Source organism: Shewanella sp. SNU WT4 (genome assembly GCF_006494715.1).
In the GTDB taxonomy this organism is placed as follows: Bacteria; Pseudomonadota; Gammaproteobacteria; order Enterobacterales; family Shewanellaceae; genus Shewanella.
In genome coordinates this window covers 725779-737512 of the sequence record NZ_CP041151.1, presented here as the reverse complement: position 1 = coordinate 737512, position 11734 = coordinate 725779, and the positions used below count along the sequence as shown (strand labels likewise).

At 46.2% G+C, this 11734-nt stretch carries 11 protein-coding genes; 4 read left to right on the top strand and 7 right to left on the bottom strand.

What is annotated here, in order from left to right; all coding sequences use genetic code 11:
• Nucleotides 1-58 precede the first annotated feature (58 nt).
• The 3 genes from acnD to FJQ87_RS03325 all read left to right on the top strand — a co-directional run bounded on the left by acnD (nt 59) and on the right by FJQ87_RS03325 (nt 4467).
• On the top strand, nt 59-2653 hold the full coding sequence (gene acnD / locus FJQ87_RS03335) for a Fe/S-dependent 2-methylisocitrate dehydratase AcnD (RefSeq protein ID WP_168195132.1): 2595 nt from the start codon (nt 59-61) through the stop codon (nt 2651-2653).
• 91 nt (nt 2654-2744) lie between these two features.
• The gene (prpF, locus tag FJQ87_RS03330) at nt 2745-3938 is read left to right on the top strand and encodes a 2-methylaconitate cis-trans isomerase PrpF (protein WP_140933970.1); all 1194 of its coding nucleotides are present in this window, start codon (nt 2745-2747) and stop codon (nt 3936-3938) included.
• Nucleotides 3939-4125: 187 nt separating this feature from the next.
• Complete coding sequence (locus FJQ87_RS03325) at nt 4126-4467, top strand: hypothetical protein (protein WP_140930566.1); 342 nt, start codon at nt 4126-4128, stop codon at nt 4465-4467.
• Between the two features lie 105 nt (nt 4468-4572).
• Here FJQ87_RS03325 and FJQ87_RS03320 read toward each other — a convergent pair whose 3' ends face one another.
• The 3 genes from FJQ87_RS03320 to FJQ87_RS03310 all read right to left on the bottom strand — a co-directional run bounded on the left by FJQ87_RS03320 (nt 4573) and on the right by FJQ87_RS03310 (nt 8403).
• Entirely contained in the window at nt 4573-5661 is a 1089-nt protein-coding gene (locus FJQ87_RS03320; RefSeq protein WP_140930564.1) for a branched-chain amino acid aminotransferase, read from the bottom strand.
• Nucleotides 5662-5759: 98 nt separating this feature from the next.
• Nucleotides 5760-6509 (bottom strand): TetR/AcrR family transcriptional regulator, encoded by a 750-nt coding sequence (locus FJQ87_RS03315; RefSeq protein ID WP_140930562.1) that lies wholly within the window; start codon nt 6507-6509, stop codon nt 5760-5762.
• 385 nt (nt 6510-6894) lie between these two features.
• A complete protein-coding gene (locus FJQ87_RS03310; RefSeq protein WP_140930560.1) occupies nt 6895-8403 on the bottom strand; it encodes a Na+/H+ antiporter NhaC family protein in 1509 nt (502 codons plus the stop codon).
• A 395-nt stretch (nt 8404-8798) separates the two neighbouring features.
• Here FJQ87_RS03310 and FJQ87_RS03305 point away from each other — a divergent pair, with 395 nt between their 5' ends.
• Nucleotides 8799-9023, top strand: coding sequence for a cell division protein ZapB (locus tag FJQ87_RS03305; RefSeq protein WP_140930558.1), 225 nt, complete (start codon nt 8799-8801; stop codon nt 9021-9023).
• Between the two features lie 171 nt (nt 9024-9194).
• Here the strand turns inward: FJQ87_RS03305 and FJQ87_RS03300 are convergent, their stop codons facing one another.
• The 4 genes from FJQ87_RS03300 to FJQ87_RS03285 form a co-directional block, all read right to left on the bottom strand.
• On the bottom strand, nt 9195-9407 hold the full coding sequence (locus tag FJQ87_RS03300; protein ID WP_140933969.1) for a DUF1107 domain-containing protein: 213 nt from the start codon (nt 9405-9407) through the stop codon (nt 9195-9197).
• A 290-nt stretch (nt 9408-9697) separates the two neighbouring features.
• Nucleotides 9698-10312 carry a thiol:disulfide interchange protein DsbA/DsbL gene (locus FJQ87_RS03295; RefSeq protein ID WP_140930556.1) on the bottom strand — a complete coding sequence of 205 codons (615 nt, stop codon included), beginning with the start codon at nt 10310-10312 and terminating at the stop codon, nt 9698-9700.
• A 94-nt stretch (nt 10313-10406) separates the two neighbouring features.
• On the bottom strand, nt 10407-11405 hold the full coding sequence (locus FJQ87_RS03290) for a serine/threonine protein kinase (RefSeq protein WP_140930554.1): 999 nt from the start codon (nt 11403-11405) through the stop codon (nt 10407-10409).
• On the bottom strand, nt 11402-11734 hold the full coding sequence (locus tag FJQ87_RS03285) for a DUF3630 family protein (protein ID WP_140930552.1): 333 nt from the start codon (nt 11732-11734) through the stop codon (nt 11402-11404). Before FJQ87_RS03285 ends, FJQ87_RS03290 begins: the two co-directional genes overlap by 4 nt.

The following is an 11734-nucleotide window of genomic DNA, read 5'->3' as shown; positions in this document are numbered from 1 at the left end:
ACACAGTTAATCACGAGACTGAGCCCTGGGTCAGTCTCACCCTTTAGTGGATAAACTCATGAATACTGCCTATCTCAAACCTTTACCAGGCACAGGGCTGCAATACTTTGATACTCGCGCAGCCGTTAATGCCATTAAGCCGGGCGCTTATGATGCCTTACCTTATTGCTCGCGGGTGTTTGCCGAAAACTTAGTGCGCCGCTGCAATCCTGCCAGCTTAACTGAATCTTTAACCCAAATTATTGAGCGTAAACAAGAGCTAGATTTTCCTTGGTTTCCAGCCCGAGTCGTGTGTCACGATATTCTTGGCCAAACCGCCTTAGTGGATCTCGCCGGCCTTAGGGATGCCATTGCCGATATGGGCGGCGATCCTGCCAAAGTGAACCCTGTGGTGCCGACTCAATTGATTGTCGATCACTCACTTGCCGTTGAACATGCGGGCTTTGAAGCCGATGCCTTTGCCAACAATCGCGCCATTGAAGATAGGCGCAACGATGACAGGTTTCATTTTATCAATTGGACTAAAACCGCCTTTAAGAATGTGGATGTGATCCCGCCCGGCAACGGCATCATGCATCAAATTAACTTAGAGCGGATGTCACCGGTTATTCACAATGATCATGGCATCGCCTATCCAGATACTTTAGTGGGTACAGATAGCCATACTCCCCATGTGGACGCCCTTGGCGTGATAGCCATAGGTGTGGGCGGACTTGAAGCAGAAAGCGTCATGCTTGGCCGCGCCTCATGGATGCGTTTGCCTGATATCGTTGGGGTTGAGCTCACAGGAAAACCAACCCCTGGCATTACTGCCACTGACCTAGTGTTAGCTTTGACTGAATTTTTACGCCAGCAAAAAGTGGTGTCTTGCTATCTTGAGTTTTATGGCGAGGGCGTCAGTCACTTAACCTTAGGTGATCGCGCCACTATCTCTAACATGACCCCAGAATATGGCGCCACGGCCGCCATGTTTTATATAGATCAACACACCTTAGATTATCTAAAGCTCACTGGGCGCGAAGATAAGCAAGTAGAGTTAGTGGAAATCTATGCCAAGCAAGCGGGCTTGTGGGCTGATAGCCTGAAAACCGCCCACTATGAGCGCACTCTTAGCTTTGATTTATCAGCCGTAGTGCGCAATATCGCAGGTCCCTCCAACCCACATAAACGGGTAGCGACCAGTCAATTAGCCGCGCAAGGCATTACTGGTGCTTACCAGCAACAAGGCGCTTTGCTGCCCGATGGTGCCGTGATTATTGCTGCCATTACAAGTTGCACTAATACCAGTAATCCCCGCAATGTGATTGCCGCAGGCCTCTTGGCACGCAACGCCTTAGCTAAAGGTTTGAGCCGTAAGCCTTGGGTTAAAACCTCATTGGCACCGGGCTCAAAAACCGTTGAGCTTTATCTTAAAGAAGCGCAGTTACTGACAAGCCTTGAAGCCTTAGGCTTTGGCATAGTGGGCTTTGCCTGCACTACTTGTAACGGTATGAGCGGCGCCTTAGATCCTGTGATTCAACAGCAAATTATTGACCGCGACCTTTACACAACCGCAGTGTTATCGGGTAATCGCAACTTTGATGGTCGCATTCATCCTTATGCTAAACAGGCGTTTTTAGCCTCACCGCCATTAGTGGTGGCTTACGCCATTGCCGGCACCACGCGCTTTGATATCGAAAAAGACGTGCTTGGCATTGATAAAGAGGGGCGCGCCGTCACCCTTAACGATATTTGGCCAAGCGATGCCGAAATAGATGCCATAGTGGCCGCGAGCGTTAAACCTGAGCAATTTAGGCAAGTGTATGAGCCCATGTTCAAGCTTAATGTCGATTACGGCGCGCACATTAATCCCTTATATCAGTGGCGCCCACACAGCACGTATATTCGCCGCCCACCTTACTGGGAAGGGGCGCTCGCAGGAGATCGTAGCCTTAAGGGTATGCGTCCTTTAGCCGTACTTGGGGATAATATTACGACCGATCACTTATCTCCTTCCAATGCAATTATGGCGGACAGCGCTGCGGGGGAATACTTATCTAAAATGGGATTGCCTGAGGAAGATTTTAACTCTTACGCGACTCATAGAGGCGATCATCTCACCGCCCAGCGCGCCACCTTTGCTAATCCACAGCTGATCAATGAAATGGCGATTAAGGATGGCAACATAGTTAAAGGCTCGCTGGCTCGCATTGAGCCAGAAGGGCGCGTAACGCGTATGTGGGAAGCCATAGAAACCTATATGGCCAGAAAGCAGCCATTATGCATTATTGCTGGCGCTGACTATGGTCAAGGTTCAAGCCGAGATTGGGCGGCTAAAGGCGTGAGGCTCGCTGGAGTTGAAGCCATAGTCGCCGAAGGCTTTGAGCGCATTCATCGCACTAACTTGGTAGGCATGGGCGTATTGCCGCTGGAATTTATCCCAGGGACGAATCGCCATAGTTTAGCCATTGATGGCACTGAAACCTTTGATGTGTTTGGCGAGCGTACCCCAGGCGCCATCTTAACCTTAGTGATTCGCCGCCAAAATGGTGAAAACCTAGAAGTGCCTGTGACTTGCCGCCTAAATACCGCGGAAGAAGTCTCAATTTACAACGCTGGCGGTGTATTACAACGCTTTGCACAAGACTTTTTGGCTAGCTCAGCGCATTCATAAAGTTAATTAGTGAATGAGTGAATGACTAACGGCATGAGTGTCATGGATAAATGCTGTGACACTCATTCCATTTATCACTAAGGGATTAAGCATGTTTGCACCACAACTTAAAATTGCCGCCACTTATATGCGCGGCGGCACCAGTAAGGGCCTCTTTTTTAAACTCACCGACCTGCCGATTCCTGCGCAAACGCCGGGCGCTTATCGCGACGCCTTATTGCTGCGGGCACTAGGAAGCCCAGACCCTTATGGCAAACAAATTGATGGCATGGGCGGCGGCAGTTCTTCAACCTCAAAGGCTGTGATTGTCAGTCGCAGTCAGCAGGCAGGCCATGATGTCGATTACCTCTTTGGCCAAATCGCCATAGATAAGCCATTGGTGGATTGGAGCGGCAATTGCGGCAATCTTTCGGCCGCGGTTGGCGCCTTTGCGATTCATGCCGGCCTTATCAATCCCGATAACATCCCGCCATCTGGCCTATGCACAATAAAAATTTGGCAGGCCAACATTGGCAAAACTATTATCGCTCATGTGCCTATTAGCCATGGCCAAGTGCAAGAAACTGGCGAGTTTGAGCTGGATGGCGTGACGTTTCCAGCGGCCGAACTTGCCATAGAATTTATGGATCCCGCCGCTGAAGATGGCGCCCTGTTCCCCACAGGCAACTTAGTTGATGTGCTTGAGGTGCCAACTCATTTAGTGGCAAGCGGCGCATTAAATGTCACCTTAATCAATGCCGGTATCCCCACCATTTTTATTAATGCTCGCGAACTCGGTTATCTAGGTAATGAATTGCAAGAGGCGATAAATAACGACGAGAAAGCGCTAGTCAAATTTGAAGCCTTGCGCGCCCTTGGCGCCATCAAGATGGGCTTAATGACAGATGTAGCACAAGCGAAAACTCAGCAGCATATTCCTAAAATCGCTTTTATTGCCCCGCCGATGGATTATGTCACCTCAAGCGGCAAGAAGGTTGCAAGCGCTGATATTGATGTGCAAGTGCGCGCTTTATCCATGGGTAAATTGCATCATGCCATGATGGGCACAGCGGCTGTGGCTATAGCGACTGCAGCCGCTATTCCAGGCACCTTAGTGAACTTAGCTTCAGGCGGCACTGAGCGTAACAAGGTAACCTTTGGCCACCCATCAGGCACTTTAACCGTAGGCGCCGAAGCTAAATACTTGGGCGGTCAGTGGCAAGTCACTAAGGCGATGATGAGTCGCAGCGCGCGAGTATTAATGGAAGGCAAAATATGTGTTGATTTGCCAAACCACCAGCAATAACCACTTAATAAAGCCAATGAAAAGGTATTATCGGCCGAATATACCACCATTTTCGGCCGATAACTTCAAACGAAGACTTTAAACACAACCCCAACTTTACTGGCAAAGCATTTACAAAAACCAAGCAAGATGAAACACTTAAACCTAGGTTTTATGGATGTTAACTTAGCAAGTAGACGGGATGATAATGCGATTGTTAGTAGTGTGTTTATTTATTTTTTCAGGGCTAGGCTGCAGCGTTATGCCACAACAAAGTGCGCTAACTCTGCTGCAAGCAAATCAACTATGGGTAATCAAAGGCGAACTACTCAACTGGCAAACAGTGTTTAAACAACCCGTGAGTTTTGATGTGCGCTGGACCATAGATACTGATGGTCAGATGCAAGACTTACAATTATCAAATATCGAGCCAAAAGTGGCAGTGAGTGATGAGCAGCTCAATGCCATTAAACAGACGCAATTTATGCCCACTAAAAATAATGTTGACCGCAAAAGCATAGTGGTAGCGACACAAGTACAGCTGCTCTAGTCTTGCAAATATTCTTAAATAACTAACATCAAAACATGCAAAGAGCGTTGCGATTAAAAATAAGGGCCGCCTAGGCTGCCCTTATTTTTAGGTATCAATCAGAGATTAACATGACCTTGGAACGGGGCGCACCCAGCCCTCAGGGCCTTTAACTTTACCCAATTGAATATCGGTATAGAGCTGATAAATCCGCTGAATATGTTTACCCACTTTGCCATCACCAATAGTAATAATGTGGCCATCTTCAAAAATATAAGAGCCTACGGGTGACACTACCGCTGCGGTGCCAAAACCACCTGCCTCAATAATCTCACCAGATTCAATATCAGCAATAAATTTATCTAGCGTCACAGTTTCTTGGCGGACTTCGCAACCGAGCAAAGGCGCTAACTCCATGATGGAGCGCGAAGTAATCGACTGCAAAATGGTATCGGTAAAGGTTGGAATAATCACAGTGCCACATTTAAGAATATGGAAGTGGTTCATGGCGCCCGCTTCTTCAATCTGGGTATTAGTCGCATCAAGATAGAGCACTTGCGCCGCACCAAACTGCGCCGCCGCTTTACCAGCACGCAGCGACGCCGCGTAATTACCCGCAGCTTTAGAAGCGCCCGTGCCGCCAGAAACCGCGCGATGAAAGGTTTTACTAATGAGTAAGCGAATGGCCTCACCAAAGCCTGCACCATAATAGGCGCCACTTGGCGATAGCATTACGCAAAAGGTATAAGCCTGACTGGGGCTCACCGATAATCTATCTTCGGTAGCAAACATAAATGGGCGGATATACAAGCAAGCGCCTTGCTGCTTGGGAAACCATAATCTATCCACATCGATTAAGGCTTCTATGGCTTGCACTTGCCACGCTTCAGGAATATTAGGAATACAGACGATATCGGCCGAACTATTCATGCGCTTGGCATTTTGATCTAAACGAAATGAATAAATCTCACCATCTTCATGCATAAAGGCTTTGGCGCCTTCAAAAATCGCCTGACCATAATGCAAACACATAGCGCCAGGCGCCATCTCAAATGGACCGTAAGGCACAATGCGCGCATCACACCACTTTCCATCGCGATAATCCATGACAAACATGTGATCGGTTCTGAGCTTACCAAAGCCAACATTGCCTTCTGGCTCAAATTGCTGCTGGCGACGCTCGGCCGCATTTTTCAAACGATAGCTTATTTCCATGATGCTTCACCTTTTTTCCTATGTCAGCAGACTAGGGAGCGGTGAAAATAAAGTCAAGGACTTAGCCATTAACTCGCTGAAAAAGGACTGTAAACAATTTAGTCACACTTAGCTTCAAGGGCGTTACAGGCACTGCAATTCATGGCGATAGCTTGATTACCGATAAAATATTGCTGAGTTAATGCCTGCAAGGATTCAAACACCTCAATAGTCACGGCTTGCTGCCACGCATACTGCGACATCAATTTAGCCAAATGACGATAACAAGTGTGTTGCTGCGCACTTAAAAACTCATCATCAATCAATTGGCTCTCAAACTGAGTTAATACGCCGGTGAGATAAAACACTATGCCTTGGGTTAACTCTTTAACTTGCAGCGGCGTGGCCACCAATTCTTGCTTGACTACCGCTTGGGTTAAGTGATGATGTAACCAGCGCCAGAAGGCATTAATACGGCGTTTAAAGCGCGTCACTTTTTCATCACTGGCCAGCGGCCATACCATATGATTGACTGATACAGACCTTAACGTAAAAAATATCGGGCTGCGCTTAATCGTCTCAAAGGTAAATAAAATCGGCAGTAATACTTTGTGCTGCTCAGTAAGCTCAGGGTGCTGCTGCACACATAAAGACAAATGATTAGAGGTCGCGTGGCGCATAAACAAGCACACTAAAATGTCTTCTTTACCTTTGAAATGCTTATACAAGGTGCCGGTCGAGCAGCCCACATCATGGGCAATTTGCGAGAACTTAAACGACACTATGCCTTGAGTAGCAATTAAATGCTCAGCGACATCCAATATCTGATTACATCTCAATAGGCTCACGGGATCGGCTGGACACTTCATAAATTATCTTTCAATGATTTCAATAGGCTACTTTAGCTGATTATGAAATGAAGCCTGTAGATAACAAATCTCATCATGACTGAAGGCCAGCCTAATTCACATTATTTACCGCTATTTATCAAAAAGCGTGAACAAGGGCTTAGTTGTTAAATGCCGATGCATAATGCTAGAAGCAGGCAGAGGGGATTTATCAAGCGACAGAAAGCAAACAAGCACAACACCCATAATTCAAGCCATTGAATCAATTGCGGCTTTGAGTCAGCGATATGTGCTGATGTATTGGCATCAGTGAACATTGAGCAAAGTAAGTTGCTACTAAAAAACTAAAAGTCACTCCTATGAATAGAGTGACTTATGGTTTGACTCAGCTATATAGCAGTCATCTTCAATTAGACATAGAAACCCTAGAGACTAACTTACGCCGCCATAGCAAGCCTTGTAACAAGCCAAAGCCAACAAAGCCTGCCACTAGTCCACTGAGCAAGTAATCCCAGCCTTGATTCACTAACCAAAAGCCCACCAGCGCGCCAGTGGCTGTCACTAAGGCTAAGGGGATTTGGGTAATCACATGTTCATGAGGGCTACAGCCACTGCTAGTTGCGCTGATTACGCTGGTATCAGAAATCGGTGAACAATGATCGCCAAACACTGAACCTGCCATCACGGCGCTCAGCGCTGGCAATAACATACTGACATCCAATTGATGACTAATTTGAGCGCCAATGGGGATCATAATGGCAAAAGTGCCCCAACTTGAACCTGTGGTAAACGCCATCAAGGCACATAACACAAAGAGTCCAGGTACTAATAAGCGCTGATTAATATAGAGCTCAGCCCAATAAGCGAGTAAAGAGGCAACATTAAGATCGGCAATCACCTTGCCAATCATCCAAGTACATAACAAGATGCCAATGGCAAACAGCATCATACCTATGCCACTAGCAACACCTTTGACCATCAAAGACAAGCCTTGGCCTGAAAACATCATACTGGCAAAAGTGACAACTAAAGCCAGTAAGCAAGCGTTACGCATAGCGGCGCCAATATCGGCTTGCGCTATCCACTGGGCAATACTCCCATCAGGCGCTGCCATCATGCCTGAGGTTAAGGTAAAACCAATAGCACTGAGCAATAAGGTCAGCATAGGCAACAGCAGCATCCAAGGGCCGATAGCGCCGATTTTAGTCGTATCAGGCGCAGTGTCAGGCTCGCTTTTGGGCGCCGCCTGAGTCACTTGCTCAAAACCCTTACCGCTATAAGCCAGCCATAAGGCAAAGACTAACGTTAAAATGGCATAAAAGTTACCTTGAGCCACCACAACAAAAGCCGCTAACGGCGGCAAATTAAGAAAGCTAATGCTAGCAAGCAGCGCCATCACATACGGCCCCCAGCTTGATATAGGCACTAACGAGCACAAGGGCGATGCGTTGGAATCAACCAGATAAGCTAATTGCGGCGAGTTGATGGCATATTTATCTTTTAATGGCCGGCACACATGCCCCACGGCAAGGCAGCTAAAAATACCGTCGATAAAGACGAGATAACCGAGTAGCACCACGCCAAGCCTTGCTTGCCGGCCGCTTTGAATGCGCAGGTATAACCATTGGCTAAAACTATCAACCGCGCCGCTAATGCTTAATAAGCGCGTCATCATTCCCAGCATTAACATCGCCGCCAGCACATTCAGATTCCAAGTTTTCCAAGCGCCGCCGTCATAGAATAACCCTTGGGTAGATGCTGCTAGATATTGCAGCGTCGCAATGACATCAAAGCTCTTAACCAATAAGGCGCCGCTTACTATACCGCCAATTAGTGCCACTAAGGTTTGCCGCGTGACTAGGGCCAATACCAAGGTAAAAATTAACGGTAACAATACGATTGGGTTGACATCCATGAGACTAAATATTTCCAAAAAAGAGAATATGCAGCCGTTATCATACCTCAGCCAATCGGCAGATTTTAACCAATGTGTGCTTGATGTTACTTAAAAAGAGTAACTAAAGACTAAGACAACTCACTCACGCCGCCTAAATCTAGGCACATAAAATTGAAACTTGGGCAAACATGTCCATTAACCTAAGCAAAATGCTCGTCATTAACCATAATAATTAGCCCTAAGCATTCACTGGATTGCCCTGTAAATGTGGCATAAGCCCCCAAAATTCTAACTAATTTTATGATTACTCACTTAAGTGCTGGATTTTTAGCCGCTCAAGCGAATCGCCTATTCCATCAGCCTTGGACACTGTTAGAATCGCAGTTACCAAGACCACCTCATTAGGACTTACCATGAGCCTCGAATTATTATCAAAACTGGAAACTAAAATCCAAGCTGCACTCGAAACTATCGAATTACAGAAGATGGAATTAGAAGAAGAGAAACAGAAATCAGCAGAAATGACGCAACAAGCTGAGCAGTTACAAGCGCAAAACCAACATTTGCAACTGGAACTGAATTCATGGAATGAAAAAGTGACTGGTTTAGTAGGACTGCTGAACAACCAAGTTGACTAAGGTTAACTGTGAGTCATAGCGAGGAATCATAGTGTGAGTACCTAGCTAGTAGTTACCAGTTAAGCACTATGATTAGCATGCAAGCACCCATTGTAGAAGCCTACAAAGGGTGCCAAGCATCAAGATAACTATGTCTGAAGACAGGATGAAACAGATTATCTAAGTGCTAAATTAAGCCAGAAGAGCTAACTGATTTTGCGCTTCAATCAACGCATTCAATTCAACTACCGCCTGCTTAATCTTAGGTTGACTCTTTTTAGGCAACATAAATCGCCCTTTCTCAAACTCAAGTCGCCCGAGATCTTTTACCCAAATCGCCCCATTCAAAAAAATTCTGACATGCTTAATCATTAGCTTTGGGGCATAAACGGGGAAAACTCTCATATAACCTCCTTGTATTACTTCTTGCTGCGCCATAACCACTCATTATTAATACTATGGCTTGTCTAGTATTATGACACTCTATGGTGCCATTGGTTTCCTAACAATCTGTGCTTTTGAGGGCTAGCTCAAAAAAAATTGTATATACCATTGTAGCCAATGTTAACACAATCACACACAAACACTGACAAATGATAAACTTAACATTCATTGCAATGGGAAATCTCGGCCAGCGCCCATAAAAAAGGAGCCCCGAAGGACTCCTAATTAACAGCTATGTTTCGCATCCAGTCTTAGTCTTTCTTTTCAGCTAAGAAGTAAGCGATATCTAACATTTCATCGTAAGACTTGATGGCATCTGTCTTCACTAAATACTTACCGTTCACCACCAGCGCTGGCACGCCTTGGATTTTAGCGTTTTCAGTATCGCGCTTCATGTTAGCCACTTGCGCATTAACCATGAATGAATTGGCCGCGGCATCAAAATCTTTAGCATCAACACCGTTAGCTATGAATAAAGCGCGAATATCATCACGATTCGTGAAGTTTTGACGCTTCTCATGAATAGCGCTGAACATAGCGTTTTCTATCTTTTCTTCCACACCCAGTTGGCGAGCAACCGCAAAGGCGCGTGACATTTCAGGGCCCATTTCGCGGCCGATAAATTCAACGTGAGCTTGATTAAACGCCACACCTTTTGGCAGGGTTGACTTAATTTGTGGCACCACAGTTTTAGCAAAATTAAAGCAATGACCACAATAGAAAGAGAAAAACTCTTTGATTTCAGGCTTGGCAGTCGCAGGCCCTTGATTAATCACAGTGTAATGCACGCCTTCTTTATAATCAGCAGCCATGGCTGCCATAGGTGCTATCACTAACGCTAACGCCACCAGTAGTGCTTTTTTCATCGTATTCCCTGTAAAGTGTAATAAAGCAATCGTTATTGCTCAAAAGATTAACATATCAACCAGTTGGATTAAATCCTTTAAATAAAGTTCCCGACTACCAACTTGGACCTAAAGTGAGTGGCGCCGCTTGAACCGCTAAACACTGGGCATCGATATCATTCAATGCTTGCTGCCAATAGTTAGCTTCTGCAAACCAAGGGAAATGGTGCGGAAAGGCAGGATCGCTCCAACGCTTAGCCAACCAACCATTGTGATGCAGCATTCTTAAGCCCCGAAGCGGTTCAATTAATGCCAATTCATCTAAGTTAAACTCATTAAACTCGTTGTAAGCCTCAATGATGACATCAAGCTGCAATAACTGCTGAGCGCGATCGCCTGACAACATCATCCACATATCTTGGATGGCAGGCCCCATGCAGGCATCATCTAAATCCACTAAGGTTGCGCCATCATCTGTCCATAAAATATTGCCTGGGTGCAAGTCCCCATGCAGGCGAATCGGCGTATAAGACTGCTTAGTAAAGGCTTGATTAATTAAGGACAATAAGCGTGAGGCGGCGCTAAGGTACCTGTCTTTTAAGGCCGATGGGATCAGTGGCGATTGCGCCAAAATGTCGATGGCGGTTTGGCCCCACACTTCAGGGCGCAAGGTTTCTCGATGAACAAACTGCTTGTTAGCGCCGAGCAAATGCATGCGGCCTAAACTGTGACCCACTATTTCTAGATGATCTAAGTTATCCACTTCAAACGCCCGCCCGCCCATGGATGGGAACAGCGAGAATCTATACCCCTTAAAATGATGTAAGCTCGCGCCATTAATGATTAACGGTGCCACCACTGACAATTCATCATGTTGTAAATCGGCGGCAAAATCGTGTTCTTCTTGAATTTGCGCATTGGTCCAACGCCCGGGGCGATAAAACTTAACCACATAACGCTGATTGTTATCACAGCGAAACTGGTAGACGCGATTTTCATAGCTATTGAGCGTCAATAGCCCAGACTGCGGATAAATACCTAAAGATTCAATCGCATCTAATTGCAAATCAGGTGTGAGCTCATGAAACCCAAAATCACATGCAACGCTTGTCATGAAAGCGACCTCTTTGCTTGAAGGTAAGGACGCATTAAGCCTAGTAAAAAAACTAGCACTTCTGCGCTTTGTGGGTGATGACTCTTAGCCGTCAGCCAGCTGACTTGACCATAGTCTTCGTAATGCAGTTCAAGATAAGTATCTTCAAAGTCGAGCAGCCATTGATGCCTATCGGCGCCCCACTGCTTTTCGATGACGCGGCAATCAAGCGCTTGGCATAAGCGTTCGGCAAACGACGAAAAACTGTCGTAATCCACAGCGGCGGTAAAGGCTATGACTTGTTGTTCTGCTTGATATTCTAATGAATTCAAACTCAATTGCGCTGGCAT